Source organism: Rhizobium sp. S96, assembly GCF_030382195.1.
Classification (GTDB): domain Bacteria; phylum Pseudomonadota; class Alphaproteobacteria; order Rhizobiales; family Rhizobiaceae; genus Rhizobium.
Genome location: NZ_JAUDRY010000017.1, coordinates 18,952 through 38,450 on the forward strand (window position 1 = coordinate 18,952; position 19,499 = coordinate 38,450).

At 61.2% G+C, this 19,499-nt stretch carries 16 protein-coding genes; 6 read left to right on the forward strand and 10 right to left on the reverse strand.

The annotated features are described in order from the left end of the window. The first annotated feature begins 60 nt into the window (after nt 1-60). Both QTL94_RS19170 and QTL94_RS19175 read left to right on the forward strand, forming a co-directional pair. Nucleotides 61-1,377 (forward strand): UDP-glucose dehydrogenase family protein, encoded by a 1,317-nt coding sequence (locus QTL94_RS19170; RefSeq protein ID WP_065691199.1) that lies wholly within the window; start codon nt 61-63, stop codon nt 1,375-1,377. Nucleotides 1,378-1,379: 2 nt separating this feature from the next. Further along, complete coding sequence (locus QTL94_RS19175; RefSeq protein WP_065691200.1) at nt 1,380-2,405, forward strand: NAD-dependent epimerase; 1,026 nt, start codon at nt 1,380-1,382, stop codon at nt 2,403-2,405. A gap of 1 nt (nt 2,406) precedes the next feature. On the opposite strand, the gene QTL94_RS19180 is transcribed toward QTL94_RS19175, so the two are convergent. The 6 genes from QTL94_RS19180 to QTL94_RS19205 form a co-directional block, all read right to left on the reverse strand. Further along, the gene (locus tag QTL94_RS19180) at nt 2,407-4,185 is read right to left on the reverse strand and encodes a putative bifunctional diguanylate cyclase/phosphodiesterase (protein WP_289802901.1); all 1,779 of its coding nucleotides are present in this window, start codon (nt 4,183-4,185) and stop codon (nt 2,407-2,409) included. Between the two features lie 170 nt (nt 4,186-4,355). After that, on the reverse strand, nt 4,356-5,246 hold the full coding sequence (locus tag QTL94_RS19185; protein ID WP_289802902.1) for an NAD(P)-dependent oxidoreductase: 891 nt from the start codon (nt 5,244-5,246) through the stop codon (nt 4,356-4,358). Beyond that, nucleotides 5,246-6,229, reverse strand: a complete 984-nt coding sequence (denD, locus tag QTL94_RS19190; RefSeq protein WP_289802903.1) for a D-erythronate dehydrogenase — start codon at nt 6,227-6,229, stop codon at nt 5,246-5,248. The genes QTL94_RS19185 and denD overlap by 1 nt, the downstream gene beginning before the upstream one ends. A 141-nt stretch (nt 6,230-6,370) precedes the next feature. Then, a complete protein-coding gene (locus tag QTL94_RS19195) occupies nt 6,371-9,571 on the reverse strand; it encodes an efflux RND transporter permease subunit (RefSeq protein WP_289802904.1) in 3,201 nt (1,066 codons plus the stop codon). A 227-nt stretch (nt 9,572-9,798) separates the two neighbouring features. Continuing rightward, complete coding sequence (locus QTL94_RS19200) at nt 9,799-10,989, reverse strand: efflux RND transporter periplasmic adaptor subunit (protein ID WP_289802905.1); 1,191 nt, start codon at nt 10,987-10,989, stop codon at nt 9,799-9,801. A gap of 37 nt (nt 10,990-11,026) precedes the next feature. Next, the gene (locus tag QTL94_RS19205) at nt 11,027-11,848 is read right to left on the reverse strand and encodes an alpha/beta hydrolase fold domain-containing protein (protein WP_289802906.1); all 822 of its coding nucleotides are present in this window, start codon (nt 11,846-11,848) and stop codon (nt 11,027-11,029) included. Nucleotides 11,849-12,017: 169 nt separating this feature from the next. On the opposite strand from QTL94_RS19205, the gene QTL94_RS19210 reads away from it, so the two are divergent. Continuing rightward, nucleotides 12,018-12,929 carry a LysR family transcriptional regulator gene (locus QTL94_RS19210; RefSeq protein WP_065691207.1) on the forward strand — a complete coding sequence of 304 codons (912 nt, stop codon included), beginning with the start codon at nt 12,018-12,020 and terminating at the stop codon, nt 12,927-12,929. A gap of 255 nt (nt 12,930-13,184) precedes the next feature. Here the strand turns inward: QTL94_RS19210 and QTL94_RS19215 are convergent, their stop codons facing one another. Continuing rightward, nucleotides 13,185-13,925, reverse strand: coding sequence for an SDR family oxidoreductase (locus tag QTL94_RS19215; RefSeq protein ID WP_065691208.1), 741 nt, complete (start codon nt 13,923-13,925; stop codon nt 13,185-13,187). Between the two features lie 119 nt (nt 13,926-14,044). Between QTL94_RS19215 and QTL94_RS19220 the strand changes: the two genes are divergently transcribed. The 3 genes from QTL94_RS19220 to QTL94_RS19230 are packed head-to-tail and all read left to right on the forward strand — an operon-like array spanning nt 14,045 to nt 15,915. After that, nucleotides 14,045-14,935: a LysR family transcriptional regulator gene (locus QTL94_RS19220; protein ID WP_065691209.1), complete on the forward strand. Its 891-nt coding sequence runs from the start codon at nt 14,045-14,047 to the stop codon at nt 14,933-14,935. Nucleotides 14,936-14,983: 48 nt separating this feature from the next. Then, nucleotides 14,984-15,298, forward strand: coding sequence for a hypothetical protein (locus QTL94_RS19225; RefSeq protein WP_065691210.1), 315 nt, complete (start codon nt 14,984-14,986; stop codon nt 15,296-15,298). A 26-nt stretch (nt 15,299-15,324) separates the two neighbouring features. Then, the gene (locus tag QTL94_RS19230; RefSeq protein ID WP_065691211.1) at nt 15,325-15,915 is read left to right on the forward strand and encodes a DNA-3-methyladenine glycosylase; all 591 of its coding nucleotides are present in this window, start codon (nt 15,325-15,327) and stop codon (nt 15,913-15,915) included. Here QTL94_RS19230 and QTL94_RS19235 read toward each other — a convergent pair whose 3' ends face one another. The 3 genes from QTL94_RS19235 to QTL94_RS19245 are packed head-to-tail and all read right to left on the reverse strand — an operon-like array spanning nt 15,916 to nt 19,136. Next, nucleotides 15,916-17,460 carry a DHA2 family efflux MFS transporter permease subunit gene (locus QTL94_RS19235; protein WP_065691212.1) on the reverse strand — a complete coding sequence of 515 codons (1,545 nt, stop codon included), beginning with the start codon at nt 17,458-17,460 and terminating at the stop codon, nt 15,916-15,918. Then, complete coding sequence (locus QTL94_RS19240; RefSeq protein WP_289802907.1) at nt 17,453-18,679, reverse strand: HlyD family secretion protein; 1,227 nt, start codon at nt 18,677-18,679, stop codon at nt 17,453-17,455. The genes QTL94_RS19235 and QTL94_RS19240 overlap by 8 nt, the downstream gene beginning before the upstream one ends. Then, on the reverse strand, nt 18,672-19,136 hold the full coding sequence (locus QTL94_RS19245) for a MarR family winged helix-turn-helix transcriptional regulator (protein WP_289802908.1): 465 nt from the start codon (nt 19,134-19,136) through the stop codon (nt 18,672-18,674). The genes QTL94_RS19240 and QTL94_RS19245 overlap by 8 nt, the downstream gene beginning before the upstream one ends. Nucleotides 19,137-19,499 lie beyond the last annotated feature (363 nt).

The following is a 19,499-nucleotide window of genomic DNA, read 5'->3' on the forward strand; positions in this document are numbered from 1 at the left end:
AACACCGTCACAAACCCGCCGGTCGGTCGGGTCCCTATCGATGTTTCGGGGATTGAACCCATGCGTATTGTGATGATTGGCTCAGGCTATGTCGGCCTTGTCTCTGGTGCTTGTCTGGCTGATTTCGGCCACCACGTAACCTGCGTTGATAAATCCGTGGCCAAGATCGACGCCCTTGAAGCCGGCGAAGTTCCGATCTACGAGCCCGGCCTCGGTGCGATCATCGAGAACAACCGAAGTGCAGGTCGCCTGGACTTCTCCAAGGACTTGGCTCCTTCGGTTGCGGATGCCGATGTCGTCTTCATCGCTGTCGGCACGCCGTCGCGCCGTGGCGACGGTCATGCCGACCTGAGCTACGTCTACGCTGCAGCCCGTGAAATTGCGGCCGCCGTCAACGGCTTCACCGTCGTGGTGACCAAGTCGACAGTACCTGTCGGAACCGGTGACGAACTCGAGCGCATCTTCCGCGAGGAGTTCCCAGACAAGGATATCGCGGTCGTCTCCAATCCCGAATTCCTCCGCGAGGGCGCCGCGATCAGCGACTTCAAGCGCCCTGACCGCATCGTTCTTGGGACGGAAGAGCCGCGTGCGATCGAGATCATGCGGGAAGTCTACCGGCCGCTTTATCTCAACGAAGCACCGCTTTACTTCTGCGAACGCCGCACGTCCGAGCTGATCAAATATGCCGCCAACGCCTTCCTCGCGATGAAGATCACCTTCATCAACGAGATCGCGGACCTCTGCGAACAGATCGGCGCGGATGTGCAGAAGGTGTCCAAGGGCATTGGCATGGACAAGCGCATCGGCGACAAGTTCCTGCACGCCGGTCCCGGCTACGGCGGCTCGTGCTTCCCCAAGGACACGCTGGCGCTGGTCAAGACCGCCCAGGATTTCGACAGCCCGATGCGCCTGATCGAAACCACCGTCGCTATCAACGACAACCGCAAGCGCGCCATGGGCCGCAAGGTGATTGCCGCTTGCGGCGGCAGCGTGCGCGGCAAGAAGATCGCGATCCTCGGCCTGACCTTCAAACCGAACACGGACGACATGCGCGATGCGCCGTCCATCACCATTGTCCAGGCCCTGCTCGACGGCGGTGCGACGGTCCATGTATACGATCCGGAAGGCATGGAGGCCTCGCGCGACCTGCTTGGCCCTGTCACCTACGGCAAGGACCCATATGAGATCGCCGAAGGCGCCGACGCCATCGTGCTTGTGACGGAATGGGATGAATTCCGCGCGCTCGATTTCAAGCGCCTGAAGGGACTGGTGCGGCAACCCGTTCTGGTGGACCTGCGCAACATCTACCCGACCGCCGAGGTTACCCGCCACGGCTTCAGCTACTTCGCCGTCGGCAAGAAAAGCGAGCTTCAATAGGAATGCGCTATTTCATCACCGGCACGGCCGGCTTCATAGGGTTTCATCTTGCCCGCCGCCTGCTTCAGGACGGTCACGAAGTCGTCGGCTTCGATGGAATGACGCACTATTACAACATCCGCCTCAAGCATATGCGGAATGCCGCATTGGCGCAGTTCCCGGCGTTCCGCGCCGTCACCGCAATGCTTGAGGATCGCAAGGCCTTGGAGGACGCTGTCGCCTCCGCCAAGCCGGATATCATCATTCACTTGGCTGCGCAGGCGGGTGTCCGATACAGTCTTGAGAACCCACACGCCTACCTAACCTCCAATCTCGAAGGCTCCTGGAACGTTCTGGAGGCAGCCAAAAGCGCCGGGATCCAGCACCTGCTGCTGGCTTCCACCTCGTCGATCTACGGCGCCAACGCGTCGGTACCGTTCCGCGAAACGGACCGCGCCGACGAGCCGCTCACCTTCTATGCCGCGACGAAGAAGTCGATGGAGTTGATGGCGCACAGCTATTCGCACCTCCACAAGATCCCGACGACGGCGTTCCGCTTCTTCACGGTCTACGGCCCATGGGGTCGCCCGGATATGGCGCTCTTCAAGTTCGTCAAGAACATCCTGCAAGACCAGCCGATCGAAATCTACGGCGAAGGCAAGATGAGCCGGGATTTCACCTATATCGACGATCTGGTGGAATCGATCGTCAGGTTGGCGGCCGTCATTCCTTCGGAAAGCAACCGTGTGAATGACGAGCGCGTCGAGACGCTGTCGCATCAGGCCCCGTTCCGCGTCGTCAACATTGGCGGCGGCCAGCAGGTGAGCCTGCTGGACTTTGTCGAAACCGTCGAAAAGGCGCTGGCCCGACCGGCGAAGCGCGTGATGCTGCCCATGCAGAAGGGTGATGTCCCCCGGACATTCGCCAGCGCCGACCTGCTGGTTGCCCTGACCGGCTACAAGCCGACCACCCCGCTGGCGACCGGCGTTAAGGCCTTTGTCGAGTGGTACCTCGAAGCTCACCGCGAGCTCGAGCCGCAGACAGCCTAGATCACAAGCGCCCGCGCGCTGCTTTCGCAGCAAGCCTTGCAAAGACGCCGCTGACTTCAGCTGCGGACGCCGGATGGCTAAGCGCGAACCCCTGCAGCGTTTCGCAGCCAAGGTCTGCAAGTACCGCTGCATGCGCTTCCGTTTCGACGCCTTCGGCAATCACCCCGACATCGAGAGCCTTGGCGATTTCGACGATCGACTTGACGACGCGACGCTGCTCCTCGGAGGTATCAATCTCGTCGACAAGCTGCCGGTCGATCTTCAGCCGCGTCGGCCGCAGCCGGACAAGACCGATCAGCGATGCGTGACCGGAACCAAAGTCGTCGATCTCGATTTCGATCCCCATCTGCTTGATCCGATCGACGCGCTGAAGCAGCTCGTCGTCGCAATCATCGAGAAAGATCGTCTCGATCAGCTCGAAGACGATGGAATTCGGCGCAATCTTGAGAGCCACCAGATCGTCCACGAGCAGCGGATCATAGAGCCGCTGACCGGAAATATTGACAGCGATATGCGGGACTTTCGCGCCGTGCCGCTCCCACGAGCGCCGGTCGGCGAGCACGCGCCGGAGAATTGTCGCATCGAGCTCGGCGGATAGATTGTACTCATCCGCAACCTTCAGGAACGTCCCGGGCGCAAGAATGCCTCGCTCCGGGTGTTTCCAGCGGGCCAATGCCTCGATGCCGACAATCTCGCGCGTCCGAGCGTCGAATTGCAGCTGGTAGAACGGGACGATGTCGCCGGACTCGAGCGCGAGCGTCAGTTCCTCCGCAAGCCGCCGCTTGCTCATCAGGTCGTCCTTCAGCTGCTGCGAGAAGAACTCGATGCGATCGCGGCCCGATGCTTTCGCCTGATAAAGCGCGATATCCGACTCCGCGAGCAGGTTTGCCTCGCCGCGATTGGCGGACCAGGAAATCCCGATCGAGGCACCCGACTGAAGAAGCTCCTGGCCAAACCGAACCTTCTTCTTCAATCGACGCTGCACATCTTTCGCCATGCGGTTCAACGCAGCCATCCCGCCAAAATTGACAAGGACGATGACGAACTCGTCGCCGCCGATACGAGCGGCCATCGCAGTCTCCGGAATGGCCGCCTCGATCCGCAGTGCGGCAGCGCGCAAGACCGCGTCACCGGCGGTGTGACCATGGCTGTCGTTGATCTGCTTGAACTGGTCGAGATCGAGATGCAGCACAGCAAGCGTCGCCACATCGGGCATTTCCGCAAGTTCAGCCAGCCGGCTGTCGAAAAGACGCCGGTTCGGCAATCCGGTCAGATAGTCATGCTCCGCCGCATATTCGATCCGGGCGTTGCTCTCCTCAAGCGCAAGGGCGCGTGCCTCCGCGACGGACCGTTGCCGCGCCGCCTCGTCATTGAGCAACACGTCCGCCGTCACATCCCATTCCGCGCCGATGAAGGAAGGTCTGCCCTCATCGCTGACATAAAAATGCGCACGCGAGCGAATGTACCGGATCTCGCCGTTCGGCCAGATGATGCGGAATTCGGAATTATACTGGCCGCGCTCGGCAACGGCCGCGTCGAACTCGCCTTCGGCACGCAACCGATCATCAGGATGAATCGCGTCGGCCCAGACCGCGGTTGCCACAGGACCGCTCGACCGTCCCGTTCGATAGAGCCGATGCATCTGCGCGTCCCAGGAGATCACGTTTCGGTCCAGGTCGTGTTCCCACACACCGATCTGCGAGGCATCCAGCGCAAGCTCGAGGCGGCGCAGGATATCCTGAAACTCTCGCTCGGATCGTATGGGATTGTCTGGTACCAACGCCGTCTAAGCCTCACTCAGCTTCAAAAATAGGGGCACATCCGATCTATTGCTTGTACGCGGTCACCAACCCTCACGCGAGACATTAATTAGGACACCCTAAAAATCCATCAACGATTGTGCGCGAATCGGCACGCACGACGAGATGAAGAGGCTCGCCGTCCGCTCGACTATTCACCGGCACCGGTGTTCTTCTTCTCCAGATGAAGCAGCAGACCGCTATGATCCGTATCTCCGCCGCCATTCGCGACGAACTCGGCAAATTCGGACCGAACAGCCTCCGTCAGCGGCAGTGTCAGCGACAGGCTTTCGGCCTCCGCCAGAATATTGTTCAGGTCCTTGAGCTGCAGCCTCGAAGGGCCGGCATTGCCAAAACTGCGTTCGACCATTCGCTGGCCGTGGACATCCAGGATCCGGCTCTCCGCAAAGCCGCCGCGGATCGCCCGGCGAAACGCCTCGCGTGAGCCGCCGCCGGCCTCGACCAGCATCATCGCCTCGGCAACCGCGCCGATCGTCACCGCAACAATCTGCTGGTTACCGAGCTTGGCAAGCTGGCCGGTGCCGCTCGGGCCGACATATGTCACACGCCCCAGCGGCGCAAAGACATCCGCCAGCTGGCCGACCAGCGCTTCATCGCCCCCCGCCATGATCGCCAATGTCCCGGCAGTCGCCCCGACAACGCCGCCGGAGACCGGTGCATCCAGGTGACGAATGCCCCGCTCGGCCAGTTTGCCCGCATGTTCACGCGCCTGTTTGGGCGATATCGAACTCGAGTCGATGACGATCGCCCCTGCGGCCAATGCGTCCGCCACGCCCTTCGAAAACAGCACGTCGCCAACGGCATTACCGTCACTCAACATAGTGAAGACGACCGCCGCTCCGTTCACGGCAGCGGCAGGCGTATCAGCCACGACGGCTCCGTCCTGGGCAAGCGCCTCTGCCTTCGTCTTGTCCCTGTTCCAGACAGTCACCGGGAAACCCGCGCCGAGAAGCCGCCGGACCATCGGCGCGCCCATCAGTCCGGTTCCCAGAAACGCAATATTGCGCGCCTTGTCGCTCATCAAAGCACTCCTCCCATCTCATCATCGATATGCACGCGAATAATGTCGTCGAACGAGGCATCGGCGCGGAAACCGAGCTCCGTCGCGCGCCGGGCATCGAAGGCTTGCGGCCAGCCCGCGACGATCTTCATGACCATTTCATCAGGTTCGCGACGGATGAGCGCGACGGCCTTGTCGCCCGCGATGCGCCGCAGGGCCTCGATCTGCTCGCCGACCGAAGCACAGACACCCGGCATGGTCAGGCTGCGGCGGGAGCCCAGCGGCTGGAGATCGATGCTGGCGGCATGGATCAGGAAGCCAACCGCCGAACGCGGCGATGCGTGCCAGTGACGAACGGTATCCGGCACCGGAAGAATGGCAGGTTGCCCAGCCAAGGGTTCGCGCAAGATCCCGGAGAAAAATCCTGACGCCGCCTTGTTCGGTTTTCCCGGCCGGATGCAGATCGTTGGCAGGCGGATGCCGATGCCATCGATGAACCCGCGGCGGGTATAGTCCGCGAGCAGGAGTTCTCCCATCGCCTTCTGCGTACCGTAGCTCGTGAGAGGTGTCAGATTGAAGTCGTCGGGAATGACATCGGGGAATGGCGCACCGAAGACCGCGATCGACGAGGTAAAGACGACGCAAGGCCGGTAACTATCCCGAAGGTGAGCAAGGCGAATTGCCTCGAACAGTGCCCGCGTCCCCTCCAGATTAATGCCATAGCCCTTCTCGAAATCCAGCTCGGCCTCGCCGGAAACGATGGCGGCCAGATGGAATATGACGTCAGGGCGGGAGCTGACGATCTTCGCCGCCTGCCCTGGCATTGAAATATCAATGGCGGCGACATCTGCCCGACCACCGAAACCTTGTGGGACGTCCGGCTCGATGACATCGACCAGCGACAGCCGCGTCACCGTCTGCCCTGCCAGCGCTCCATCGGAAACCAGCCGGGCTGTCAGCTTTCGCCCGATCATGCCTGCAGCGCCGACAATCGCAATATGCATCAATGCCTCCTTCGACCGAGACACCGCGCGACTCCTCCCGCCCGATGTACGTCAATCAAGACATAGCCCCATGGCAGGGGCATGAAAACAGAAAAGGCGGAGCAATGCTCCGCCTTTCCACGTCTCGCCGCTGAGTGGGGGTTATTCGGCGGCGAGTCGGATGATTTCGGCTTCTTCCTCGTCGTGCTCGTGCTCCTTGTGCTGGATCAGCGGGCGGTTGCCCGACAGCTTGCGAACCATCACGTAGAAGACAGGCGTCATGAAGATGCCGAAGAAGGTGACGCCGATCATGCCCGAGAACACGGCCACACCCATGGCCGCACGCATCTCGGCACCCGCGCCGGTCGAGGTGACCAGCGGGACGACACCCATGATGAAGGCCATGGAGGTCATCAGGATCGGGCGCAGACGCAGGCGGCTTGCCTCGATGGCAGCCTGAACCGGAGTCCGTCCTTCGAATTCCAGCTCGCGGGCGAATTCCACGATCAGGATCGCGTTCTTCGCCGACAGGCCGACAAGGACAACCAGACCGATCTGCATGAAGATGTTGTTGTCTCCACCGGTCAGCCAGACGCCCGTCAACGCCGCCAGCACGCCCATCGGCACGATCATGATGATCGCGATCGGCAGCGCGAGGCTTTCATACTGAGCAGCGAGCACCAGGAACACCAGCAGCAGGGCCAGCGGGAAGACGATCACGCCGGAGTTGCCCGCCAGGATCTGCTGATAGGTCAGATCCGTCCATTCGAAGCTGATGCCCTTCGGCAAGGTCTCTTCGGCGATCTTTTCGATCGCTGCCTGAGCCTGGCCAGAGGAGAAGCCCGGAGCAGGACCGCCGTTGATATCGGCGGAGAGGAAACCGTTATAACGGTTGGTCCGCTCCGGCCCGGTTGTCGCGTTCACCTTCAGGAGCGCAGACAGCGGGATCATCTGGCCCGATGCCGAACGAACCTTCAGCTTGCCGATATCCTCGGGCTGGGCCCGGAACTTGGCATCGGCCTGAACGCGCACGCTGTAGGTACGGCCGAAGGCGTTGAAGTCGTTGACATAGAGCGAACCGAGATAGATCTGCAGCGTCTCGAAAACATCGGTTACCGGGACGCCAAGCTGTTCCGCCTTCTCACGGTCGAGATCGGCATAGAGCTGCGGAACATTGATCTGGTAGGCAGAGAAGATGCCCGTCAGCTCAGGTGTCTGGTAGGCCTTGGCGATCATCGCCTTGTTGGCCTCGTCGAGCACCTGATAGCCGAGACCGGCGCGGTCTTCGAGCTGCATCTTGAAGCCACCCGTCGTGCCGAGGCCGTTGACCGGCGGCGGCGGGAACATCGCGATGAAGGCATCCTGGATCGCCCCGAACTTCTGGTTCAGGGACATGGCGATCGCACCACCCGAAAGCGCCGGCGACTTGCGCTCCTCGAAGTCCTTCAGCGTCACGAAGACGATACCGGCGTTCGAGGAATTGGTGAAGCCGTTGATCGACAGGCCCGGGAAGGCAATCGCGTGGGCGACGCCAGGCTCGGCCATGGCGATATCGCTCATCCGCTTGATGACGTCTTCGGTGCGGTCAAGGCTGGCGGCATCCGGCAGCTGGGCAAAGCCGATCAGATACTGCTTGTCCTGCGCCGGCACGAAGCCGCCCGGCACTGCATTGAAGAGCCCGTAGGTCGCGCCTGCCAATACGACATAGACAAGCATGACGATGCTCTTGCGCGACAGCAAACCGCCGACGCCCTTGCCATAGCCCCGCGAACCGGCGCCGAAGGCCTTGTTGAAGCCACGGAAGAACCAGCCGAAGGCGGCGTCCATGGCGCGTGTCAGCCAGTCACGCTTGGCGTGATGGTCCTGCAGCAGCAGCGAAGCCAGAGCGGGAGACAGCGTCAGCGAATTGAAGGCCGAAATGACCGTCGAGATCGCAATCGTCAGCGCGAACTGGCGATAGAACTGTCCGGACAGACCAGAGATGAAGGCGAGCGGCACGAAGACCGCGACGAGCACCAGCGCGATCGCGATGATCGGACCAGACACTTCCTTCATGGCCTTGTAGGTGGCAGCCCGCGGGCTGAGACCGTTCTCGATGTTTCGCTCGACGTTTTCGACAACGACGATCGCATCGTCCACCACGATACCGATCGCGAGCACGAGGCCGAAGAGACTGAGCGCGTTGATCGAGAAGCCGAAGACATACATCACCGCGAACGTGCCGATGATCGAGACCGGAACGGCAATCAGCGGGATGATCGAGGCGCGCCATGTCTGCAGGAACAGAATGACGACGATAACGACGAGCGCGATCGCTTCGAGCAGCGTGTCGACGACCTTCTCGATCGACGAGCGGACGAACTTCGTCGTGTCATAGACGATCTCGTAGCTGACGCCGTCAGGCATGGCGGTCTTCAGCTCTTCCATCGTCTTCTGGACTTCGTCCGAGATGGTGATGGCGTTTGAACCAGGAGACTGGAAGACCGGGATAGCGACCGCCGGCTTGCCGTCGAGGATCGAGCGCAGCGAGTAATCGGCCGCGCCGAGTTCGATGCGGGCAACGTCGCGCAAGCGGGTGATCTCGCCGTTCGTGCCGGTCTTGACGATGATGTTGCCGAACTGATCGGGCGTCTGCAGACGGCCCTGCGCATTGACGTTCAGCTGCAGGTCTACACCCGACAGGCTCGGCGAAGCGCCGATGGTGCCCGCTGCGGCCTGGACGTTCTGACCGCGGATCGCGTTGGTGACATCGCTTGCGGCAAGGCCATGCTCGGCCGCCTTCTGCGGGTCGATCCAGACACGCATCGAATAGTCGCCCGAACCGAACACCTGTACCTGACCGACGCCATCGATGCGTGCCAGTCGGTCCTTGATGTTGAGGACGCCGTAGTTGCGCAGATAGGTGATGTCGTAGCGGTTGTCAGGCGAGATCAGGTTCACGACCATCATCAGGTCGGGGGAGCTCTTGACCGTCGTGATGCCGATGGTCTTCACCTCTTCCGGCAGACGCGGCTCGGCCTGCGAGACGCGGTTCTGAACCAGCTGCTGTGCCTTGTCAGGGTCCGTGCCTAGTTTGAAGGTGACCGTCAGCGTCATCACGCCGTCCGAGGTCGCCTGGCTGGACATGTAGAGCATGCCCTCGACGCCGTTGATCTGCTCTTCGAGCGGCGTTGCGACCGTCTGCGCAATGACCTCTGGGTTTGCGCCCGGATAGGTGGCGCGCACCACGATCGATGGCGGAACGACCTCGGGATATTCGGAAATCGGCAGTGCGCGCAGTCCAAGCAGACCGGCGACCACGATGAGGACCGACAGGACTCCGGCGAACACCGGACGGTCGACAAAAAATCTGGAGAAATTCATTTCAAAGCCCTCTCCGGGATGAAATTTGGGATGCAACGACCCTCTCCGGCGGTTGGGATGCCGCCGGTGGGTTAGTCTGGATGTCTGAAGCCCCCTCTGGCCTGCCGGCCATCTCCCCCACAAGTGGGGAGAAAATCCGCCGCACTGTTTCGCCCCTATCTCGGACCGAGCTGTGCGACTGACGAGCCCCTCCCCCTTGTGGGGAGGGGTTGGGGAGGGGCCCTTTATTACTGAGCGGTTGCCACTTTCTCTTCCGCCTGCGGGGCAACCACGGCACCCGGACGGATACGCTGCAGGCCATTGACGACGATCTTGTCGCCAACAGTCAGGCCGCTTTCGACGATACGCTGGCCGTCCGCAGACGGACCAAGCTGGACCGGCCGATAGCTGACCTTGTTTTCGGCATCGACTACGAACACGAACTTCTTGTCCTGGTCGGTGCCGATGGCGCGGTCGCTGATCAGGATCTTGTTCTCCGCCTTCGGCTCGCCCATGCGGACACGAACGAACTGGCCGGGGATGAGCTTGCCGCCGGGATTGTCGAAGACGGCGCGAACGCCGATCGTACCGCTGGCCGCATCGACCTGGTTGTCGATCAACTGCAGCTTGCCCTTGATCGGCGTGCCCTGATCGGCGAGCGTGCCGACTTCGACGGGGATCTCTTCGAGCGCAGGCACCGCGCCATCACCAGCAGGAAGCTGGGCAAGCGCATTCGTCACCATCTCTTCGCTGGCATTGAAGCTGGCGTAGATCGGATCGACGGAAACAAGCGTCGTCAGAGCCGGAGATGCGCTGCCTTCGGCAACGAGGTTACCGACAGTCACCTCGATCTTGCCGACGCGGCCGGCAACCGGCGCGCGGACCTCGGTGTAGCCGAGTTCAAGCTGGGCCGAGCGAAGCGCCGCCTGAGCAGTGCGAAGACCGGCCTGCGCCTCGGTGAAGGCATTCTGCCGCTGGTCGAAATCGCTTTGCGAAATCGTCTTGTTGTCGGAAAGCCTGCGGCCACGCTCCAGCTCGATTTGAGCAAGGTTGACCTTGGCCTCGGCAGAGGCGGTCTGTCCTTCCGCCTGCGAAACCGCCGCCTGGTAGGGCTCCGGATCGATGGTGAATAGCAGATCGCCGGCCTTGACCAGCGCGCCTTCGCGGAAATGCACGGATTGGACGGCCCCGGCCACGCGCGAGCGGACCTGTACGCGATCCACCGCTTCCAGGCGGCCCGAGAATTCTTCCCAGGTCGTCACATCGCGGCTGGCGACGACGGCAACCGTGACCGGCACAGCGGGAGCCTGTGCTGGGGCGGTGGCAGCCGTGGCGGTCGCGCTCATCGGCAGTTCGAAAAAGATGGCTGCGGCCGAAACGGACGCAGCAAGGCTCAGACCGGCGCCCACGAGGGCCCAGCGCTTCTTACTGGACGTCATTGGTATTCTCCTTACGGCCTTCGTGGCCGAAAAATAATCAGTTCGTCTTCAATGCAATGGGTTGTCTGCGCATATCCCGAACGAAGTCTCCGAATTCGCGGCTGATGCTCTCCTGCCACTCCGGCGACTTGTCGGATGTCCCGCCGTAAATCGATGGCCAGCCTGCTCCGGCGGGGAGAACATGCTGGCGAACTGCCACGCCGGCCTGCTTCAGGCGGTCGGCGTAGCCAAGCGTTTCATCGCGGAGCGGGTCATCTCCGGCGGTGAAAACCAGAGCGGGCGCAACGCCCGCAATACGCGAACAGAGACAGGGCGCCGCATAAGGATGGCAGCCGCCGGCGCTGAGATAGTGGCTCCAGCCCTCGGCCCAACGCTGGCGCATGCCGATGCTGTCGGCCTCGCGGATCGAAGCAGAGCCCATGAAGGGGTCGAGCAAGGGAGAAATCAGGATCTGGCCGTCAAGCGCGTCGGCGTAGTGGTCACGTGCCTTGAAGGCGACGCCGGCGGCAATGTTGCCACCCGCTTCGTCGCCGGCCACCAGCAGCAGCGAATTGCGATCGCCGATACCGGAGGCGCGTTTGTTGGCCATGTAGGAAAACAGCGAGTAGCCCACCTCGAGCGGCTTCGGGAAGACATTCCCGAGCGGCGCGTTGTAGTCGGCCACGACGACGATGGCGCCGGCGCTGGCAATCGCCTCGGCGACTGGGCAATCCTGGAGGCCGGATTGCTGGAAGGCACCACCGTGAAAATAGAGCACGATCGGTGAGCCCTTGCCGAATTCGGCGCCCTGATAGACGCGCGCGGAAACGGGGCCGATGGCCACCTTCTCCAGCACCATGTCTTTCACCTGCACCGTCATCGTTCCGGCTTTCGCTTAATCGGAGTAAAACATATTGCGAGCCGCGACGGCTTGCAATTTCTGAAAAAAAGATATTGTTATTCCACTCACGGAATAAGTGACGCCATCGCGATTACACTGTTCCAAATTTCGAACAATACCGCAGTGCAACCTATTTAGGTGATTTCCGATGGACCAGCTCTCGGCAATGCGCGCCTTCATCCGCGTCGTAGAGACAGGCAATTTCACACGGGCCGCCGATACACTCGCCATGCCCAAGGCGACGGTGACCAATCTCATCCAGGGACTTGAAGCACATCTTCACACCAAGCTTCTGAATCGCACCACCCGCCGGGTCATGGTGACGACCGACGGCGCGCTTTACTACGAGCGCGCGGCACAGATCGTGTCGGAACTCGAAGAACTCGATGGCAGCCTGACAAACTCACAGGGCCTTCCGGGCGGTCGCCTGCGCGTCGAGATGGCCGGCGCTTTCGCCGACTGGATCGTCGTGCCCGCGCTTTGTGATTTCTATCAGAAATATCCCGATATCCGCATCGATCTCGGTGTCGGTGATCGAACCGTGGACTATCTCGCCGAGAACGTCGACTGCGCCCTGCGCGGCGGCACACCGGCGGACCAGTCGCTGATCGCACGGCGCGTATCGGAGGTAGATCTGATCACCTGCGCCTCACCCCTCTACCTCGAGAAGTTCGGCAAGCCGGAACGCCCGGAAGATCTTGAAAACGATCACTATTCCGTAAGCTACTTTCGCGCACAGACCAACCGGACGCTTCCGTTCGAATTCCGCAAGGACAACGAAAATCTGGAGGTCAATCCGCGCTATATGGTGTCGGTCAACGATAGCCGGACCTTTGTAACGGCAGCGTTGACGGGCCTCGGAATCGCCCAGCTGCCGCGCTTCATGATCCGCGATGCGCTGGCAAAGGGCGAGCTGATACCCGTGCTGCCGGAATGGACCCGCGAGCCGCTCGCGCTCTATATCGTCTACCCGCCGAACCGCCACCTCAGCAACAAGGTCCGCGTCTTCGTCGATTGGCTGGTCAAGCTGCTGGTCGATGCCAAGCTCAACGACGCGTGAAGGATAAGGCGTGAAAACAATTGCGGCCCGGAAGGGAGTTCCTTCGACGGGCCGCAACTGTCTGGGTATCGAATTTCCTTCAGACCCATCCATACCACCAGGGTAAATGGCACGGCCGGTATCTGAGAACCTGGCGCCCGGAGTTGGAGGCCTCCCGTCGCCCTTACCTTTCTAATATAAGCGCAGAATTTGCCTTTTGTAAGGGCTGATTCGTGCACAGCACGTATTCAAAAATGGAACAGTGCGGCCTAAGCGTCACACCATCCCGCCATTGGCACGCAGCACCTGGCCATTGATCCAGGCGCCATCGGGGCCAACAAGGAACGATACGGCAGCAGCAATATCGTCCGGCATCCCCAGCCTTTCGAGGGGATTCATCTTCGCCAGACGGGCGACAAGTTCATCGGATTTTCCGTTCAAAAACAGGTCTGTAGCTGTCGGCCCCGGCGCCACCGCGTTGACGGTGATGTTCCGCCCGCGCATTTCCTTCGACATGATCGCAGTCAACATCTCGACCGCTGCCTTGGTGGCGGCATAGACGCCATAGGTCTCGAGTTTGGTCCCGACGACCGAGGTCGAGAAATTGACGATCCGCCCGCCGTCCCGAAGGCGTTTTCCAGCTTCGCGCAGCGTGTTGAAAGTGCCCTTCAGATTGACGTCGATCTGGCGATCGAAGTTGGCGTCGTCGGCATCGGCTATGGAAGACAGCATCATGATCCCGGCATTATTCACCAGAATATCGACCCCGCCGAAGGCAGCTTCCGCCGCATCGAACATCCGGCGAACCGCTTCGGCATCGCTGACATCGGCCTTGGCCGTCAGCGCCTTTCCGCCCTTTCGCTCGATCGCCTGCGCCAGCTCCTCGGCCGGAGCCGCATTGCCCGAGTAGTTGATGACAACGGTGAACCCGTCTTTGCCAAGACGCTCGGCGATAGCAGCCCCGATGCCCCTGGAAGCGCCGGTAACCAGTGCGACCTTGTTCTCTGCTACGGTCATTGTCCTTCTCCTTCATCATTTGCGCCCAGCGCGTTTCGATGAGGACAAGATGGCGCTTTCTGTTCAGCGGATAATCATGCATTATTCGCCATCACTATCCGGGAAAGACGAACAACAAGATGGACAGATTCGATGCCATGCGGGTGTTTTCCCGGGTCGTGGAACGCCGCAGCTTCACCGCTGCCGCCGACGATACCGGCCTGCCCCGCTCCACCGTCACCGACGCGGTAAAGCAGCTGGAAGCTCGCCTCGGCGTGCGCCTGCTGCAGCGGACGACACGCCACGTGAGCCCGACGCTTGATGGCGAGGCTTATTATCAGCGATGTCTTTCCATTCTCGCCGACATCGAAGAGGCTGAGGGCGCGTTTGCCGGCGCCAAGCCAAAGGGCGTTCTTCGGGTGGATGTGCATGGCACGCTCGGCAGGCACTTCGTCTTGCCTAACCTGCCGTCGTTTCTCGAGACCTATCCCGATATAGAGCTCTACATGAGCGAGGGCGACCGGCTCGTGGATCTCGTGCGCGAGGGGATCGACTGCGTGCTGCGCGTGGGAACACCGCAGGACAGCGACATGGTCGCGCGCCGGGTGGCGATGCTGGAGGAGGTAACGCTCGCCTCCCCCGCCTACCTTGCAAGATTTGGAACGCCAGATCATCCCGACGACTTGAAGGGCCACCGCATGGTCGGCTTTCACTCCAGCGCGACCGGCTCGCTTTTACCCCTCGAATTCCTGGTAAACGGTGCGATCCGCAACGTGGTCCTGCCGGCAACCATCTCCGTCAATGCCGCAGAGAGCTTCCATGCCGCAGCCAAGCTCGGCCTCGGCATCATACAGGTGCCGCGCTATCACGCCGAGCGCTACATTCACTCCGGCGAACTCGTTCATATCCTTAAGGATTTCCCGTTGACGCAGACGCCCGTCTCGCTGCTCTACCCGCGCAACAGGCAACTCTCGCCGCGCGTGCGCGTTTTCATCGACTGGATCGTCAAGGTCTTTGCTCGACAATCCTGACGAAAAGCGTTTCACTTGGCTCAACTGTCAGAACCGGGAGAACATTCCATGGCCATCACAGACACCACCGTGCACCCCAGGGATGGCGGCTTCGCCGTTATCTTCGGCGACGACACCGGCAACAGCATTTCCGTCACCCTCTACAAGGCAGCGTCCCCCGGCCTGACGAGCGACAATGCGGTCGCGCGTGCGAAGGCGCTGCTTGCAGTCGCCCTGGACGCCCCGAAGACAGACAGCCGGCGCCAGAAGGATCCGGCCCTTTTGGAAGAGGAACTGGAGGAAGGTCTCGAAGATACTTTCCCGGCGAGCGATCCCGTTTCGGTGACGGGAACATCAGTCGCGCATCCCAAGACCGGCCACTAGGCCGCCGGTCAACTCGCCCAGAACCGATGACACAATCGCTCGGTGCGATCGGCACCACTCCTTTGACTGGCCGAAAACTGTCCGATTTCTTTGAACGCGACGCCATCAGTGTCGCGCGCGATCTTCTCGGTTGCCACTTTCTGGTGGACGGCGCCGGCGGTCGCATTACCGAGACGGAAGCCTACTTCCCGGACGACGAGGCCTCCCACACTTTCCGCGGACCGACGCAGCGCAACGGCGCGATGTTCGGCAAACCCGGAAACGTCTACATCTATCGCATCTATGGCATGCATTGGTGCCTGAACTTCGTCTGCACCCCCGCCTCCGCTGTCCTTATCCGTGCACTGGAACCAGAAGTCGGCTTCGCCGCCATGGCGGAGCGTCGGGGAACCGAGGCCCTGACCCAGCTTTGCAGCGGTCCCGGCAAGCTTTGCCAGGCGCTCGGCATCGACATATCACTCAATGACCGGCTGCTCGATCAGGCGCCGTTTTCCATCGCACCGACCACGCCCGCCGAGGTCGTCTCCGGGAAGCGTATCGGCATCACGAAAAATGCCGAAGCACCATGGCGCTTCGGCATTCTGGGGTCGCGATATCTCAGCAAGCCGTTCCGCTGATCATTCCATCACGGCGCTGTGGTCCATGACAGGCGCGACCTTCGGCTTGCGCAGCAGAAGCGCCAGCGGAATGACGGCGAGCGACATGAGCATCAGCAGCTTGAAGTCGTCCATATAGGCAATGATGGTCGATTGCAGCGTGATCAACTCGTTGAGCGATGCCCGGCCGGCAGCCGTCAGCGGATTGAGCCCCTGTGCAGCCGTGGCCTCGAAGGCGCGGTTGAACGGCGTGACATAGGCCGCGATCGTCTCGTGATTGACCTGCGCGTTCTCCACCAGCAGGGCCGACACGATCGAAATGCCGACGCTTGAGCCGATGTTACGCGACAGATTGTAGAGACCGGTACCATCGCCGCGCATGTGAGCCGGCAGGGTCGAGAAGGCGATTGTCGTCAGCGGCACGAACAGGAACCCGAGCCCGGCTCCCTGAACAAAGCCGACCGACACAATGGTCCACTGCGAGACGTCGGGTGTCCATCCCGTCATGTCATACATCGCCCACGCCGTCAGACTGAGACCGAGCACCAGAAGGATGCGCGTATCCACCTTGCCGATCAGCCTGCCGACGATGAACATGCAGAGCATGGTCCCCATACCGCGCGGCCCCATGACGATACCAGCGGTGATGACGGGATAGCCCATCAACGTCTGCAGGTAAGGCGTCATCAGTGCCAGCGAGGCGAGATAGGTGATGCCGATCACGAAGATGAAGATCATGCTGACCGAGAAGTTCCGGTCGAGGAACAGCTTCGGATTCACGAAGGACTTCTCCGCCGTCAACGTATGCACGATGAGGAGGTAGAAAGCCGACGCGCAGACAACCGCCTCGATGATGATCTCGCCCGAGCCGAACCAGTTGAGCTGTTCGCCGCGGTCGAGGAAGAGCTGTAGCGACGCAATGCCCAAACTCATCAGCCCGAACCCGAACCAGTCGAGTTTTGCCAGAGCGTCCAGCTTGGTCTCGGTGACGTAGATCACGATCCCCGCGAACGCCAGAGCCCCGATGGGCACGTTGATGTAGAACACCCAGCGCCAGCTGATGTTGTCCGTCAGCCAGCCGCCGATCACAGGACCCAGGACCGGCCCGACCATGACCGAGACGCCAAATAGGGCCATGGCCGAGCCGCGCTCCTCGACACTATAAATGTCGAGAAGGATACCCTGAGACAGTGGAACCAGTGACGCGCCGAACAAGCCCTGAAGCAGGCGAAAGGCAACGATCTGGTTCAGCGATTGCGCAAGACCGCAAAGAACCGAAGCAACCACAAAGCCGATGATCGCGGTCAGAAGCACTCTCTTGCGGCCGAACTTCGCGGCAAGAAAGCCGGACGGCGGCGTCATGATGGCGGCGGCGACGATATAGGACGTCAAAACCCAGTTGATCTGGTCAGCACTCGCCGACACGCTGCCCTGGATATAGGGCAGCGCGACGTTGGCGATTGTCGTGTCCAATGCCTGCATGATGACGGCGAGAATGACGCAGGCCGTGATCGCGCCGCGATTGGCGACCGGCGTGGCCGGCGAAGAAGCAGCAGCGTTACTCATGATCCTTGCCGCCGGTGCGACCCAAAAGCTTGGAGACGAAATCCGGAAGACCGCGGGCACGGCCGGTATCGACGTCGACGACGGTGCTCATGCCGACGCGCAGCGGCGGCTTGCCGGCGGCATCCTCGATGCTGACCCGCATCGGGATACGCTGCACGACCTTCACCCAGTTGCCGGTGGTGTTCTGTGCCGGCAGCAGCGAGAAGCTGGAGCCGGAAGCCGGGCTGATGCTCTCGACCTTGCCCTTCCACTCGACGCCAGGATAGGTGTCGACATAGATGCTGACCGGCTGACCTGGCTTCACATAGGTCAGCTCCGTTTCCTTCGGGCTGGCGGCGATCCACAGGTTGCTCGTCGAAACCAGCGAGAAGGCCTGCGTGGACGCCTGCAGATAGGATCCCGGCTGCAGCGAATTGACGTTCGTTGCGATGCCGTCGAACGGCGCCTTGACGACGCTGTGATCGAGCTCGCGCTGCGCATCGTCAACCTTGGCCTTGGCTTCGAGATAGAGCGGGTTCTGTTCGACCGGCTGATCGGCGTCGCCGCCGAGCTGTGCCAGCGTCGCAGCCGCTTCCGCCTTGGCGACGATCACCTTCTGGTGGCCGGCGTCCAGATTATGCTTGGCCTGATCGAACGCCGCGCGGGTTGCCGCAGAGCTGTTCATCAGGTTCTGCTGGCGATCGAATTCGCTCTGATAATAAGGAATGTCGGCTTCGGCCTGGGTGATCTCGGCAAGCGACTGCTGATAGCTGGCCTTCAGGTTCAGGATCTGGTTGCGCACGGCACCAAGCTGCGCTGTCGCGCCATCGAGGGCGATCTTGAACGAATCCTGCCGCAGGCTGAAGAGGACCTGGCCCTTCTTGACCGCTTCATTCTCATGCACGTTGATCTGATCGACGATACCGGACACATCAGTCGTCAGGCCGACCATGTCGGCTTGAATATAGGCATTGTCGGTCGACATGACCTGGCCGCCGTTGACGTAGTAGTAGCCACCAACCACCAGCGCGACCGGCAGAAGTGCAAACAGCACGGGACGCGTGAGGCTGCGCCGGCGGCGGACCTTTGTGCCGCCAGGCGCAGCCACGGCAGAAGCAGGCGCTGAATTGGATGAAGGCGCCTCAGCTACCGTTTCCTTGGATGCAGGAACGTCATTGTCTTCAACTGGAGTCTTGGCATTGGCATCGGCAACGATGCGAAGGGGGGATTGATCAGCCATGGTTGGTCTCATTTTCAGCCAGGGGGGTCCGGCAGGCCTGCACTAGGTTTATTTTCATCAGGGACAGGATCTGGAACAGTTCGTCACGCTGTTCCATCGAGATACCGTCCAAAGCTTCGCCGCGTGTCACGTCGCCGATTTCGCGCATCGTCTCCAGAAGCGGGCGAGCCTCGTCCCGCATGTAGAGAAGCCAGATACGACGATCAGTCGGATGTTGGCGGCGCTCGATAAGCCCACGCTCCGCGAGCTTGTCGAGAATACGCGCAAGTGTAATCGGCTCGACTTCAAGGATCTCAGCCAGCCCGCCCTGGTGGATTCCCTCGTTTGCCGAGAGATACGCCAGCGTCTGCCACTGCGATCGCGTCAACCCAAGGCACCGCGCACGATGCTCGAACCGCTTGCGCAGCAAGCGAGCGATGTCGTGCAGGAGAAAACCGAGGGTCGGATTGCTGTTCATTGAAGTCTGCGCCAATCATAAGTACACTTATAATGTGCCCAGATATATTAAGCTTGTGCGGCGCACAAGGGGTGCCGGCTACAGATTCGACGGATGCGACCAAAATGCCGCACCGGCGCTCCGTCCTTGCGAACGGCGGCACAAACGGACCTCATGGGCACACACGCATCGCTTTTTGCGCCGCACGAAATTGCAACCCGTCGGCATTTGCAATTTCGCTTCGGGGCAGTTTATATACCTCGTACAGCTACTTAGCGGCGGCCTCCGCCGCATCAGATTTCTGGCAATGGCAGATCACCAACACGTCCGCAGCGGCGCCTTGGTGCGGAATTCGATACGGGCGACCGACTCTCGTCCGCAGCA

What these genes read in the sequence shown, in the direction of transcription:
- QTL94_RS19170 (WP_065691199.1), top strand. Translation starts at nt 61, where the DNA reads ATGCGTATTGTGATGATTGGCTCAGGCTATGTCGGCCTTGTCTCTGGT.
- QTL94_RS19175 (WP_065691200.1), top strand. Translation starts at nt 1,380, where the DNA reads ATGCGCTATTTCATCACCGGCACGGCCGGCTTCATAGGGTTTCATCTT.
- QTL94_RS19185 (WP_289802902.1), bottom strand. Translation starts at nt 5,246, where the DNA reads ATGAGCGACAAGGCGCGCAATATTGCGTTTCTGGGAACCGGACTGATG.
- denD (WP_289802903.1), bottom strand. Translation starts at nt 6,229, where the DNA reads ATGCATATTGCGATTGTCGGCGCTGCAGGCATGATCGGGCGAAAGCTG.
- QTL94_RS19195 (WP_289802904.1), bottom strand. Translation starts at nt 9,571, where the DNA reads ATGAATTTCTCCAGATTTTTTGTCGACCGTCCGGTGTTCGCCGGAGTC.
- QTL94_RS19200 (WP_289802905.1), bottom strand. Translation starts at nt 10,989, where the DNA reads ATGACGTCCAGTAAGAAGCGCTGGGCCCTCGTGGGCGCCGGTCTGAGC.
- QTL94_RS19205 (WP_289802906.1), bottom strand. Translation starts at nt 11,848, where the DNA reads ATGACGGTGCAGGTGAAAGACATGGTGCTGGAGAAGGTGGCCATCGGC.
- QTL94_RS19210 (WP_065691207.1), top strand. Translation starts at nt 12,018, where the DNA reads ATGGACCAGCTCTCGGCAATGCGCGCCTTCATCCGCGTCGTAGAGACA.
- QTL94_RS19215 (WP_065691208.1), bottom strand. Translation starts at nt 13,925, where the DNA reads ATGACCGTAGCAGAGAACAAGGTCGCACTGGTTACCGGCGCTTCCAGG.
- QTL94_RS19220 (WP_065691209.1), top strand. Translation starts at nt 14,045, where the DNA reads ATGGACAGATTCGATGCCATGCGGGTGTTTTCCCGGGTCGTGGAACGC.
- QTL94_RS19225 (WP_065691210.1), top strand. Translation starts at nt 14,984, where the DNA reads ATGGCCATCACAGACACCACCGTGCACCCCAGGGATGGCGGCTTCGCC.
- QTL94_RS19230 (WP_065691211.1), top strand. Translation starts at nt 15,325, where the DNA reads ATGACACAATCGCTCGGTGCGATCGGCACCACTCCTTTGACTGGCCGA.
- QTL94_RS19235 (WP_065691212.1), bottom strand. Translation starts at nt 17,460, where the DNA reads ATGAGTAACGCTGCTGCTTCTTCGCCGGCCACGCCGGTCGCCAATCGC.
- QTL94_RS19240 (WP_289802907.1), bottom strand. Translation starts at nt 18,679, where the DNA reads ATGGCTGATCAATCCCCCCTTCGCATCGTTGCCGATGCCAATGCCAAG.
- QTL94_RS19245 (WP_289802908.1), bottom strand. Translation starts at nt 19,136, where the DNA reads ATGAACAGCAATCCGACCCTCGGTTTTCTCCTGCACGACATCGCTCGC.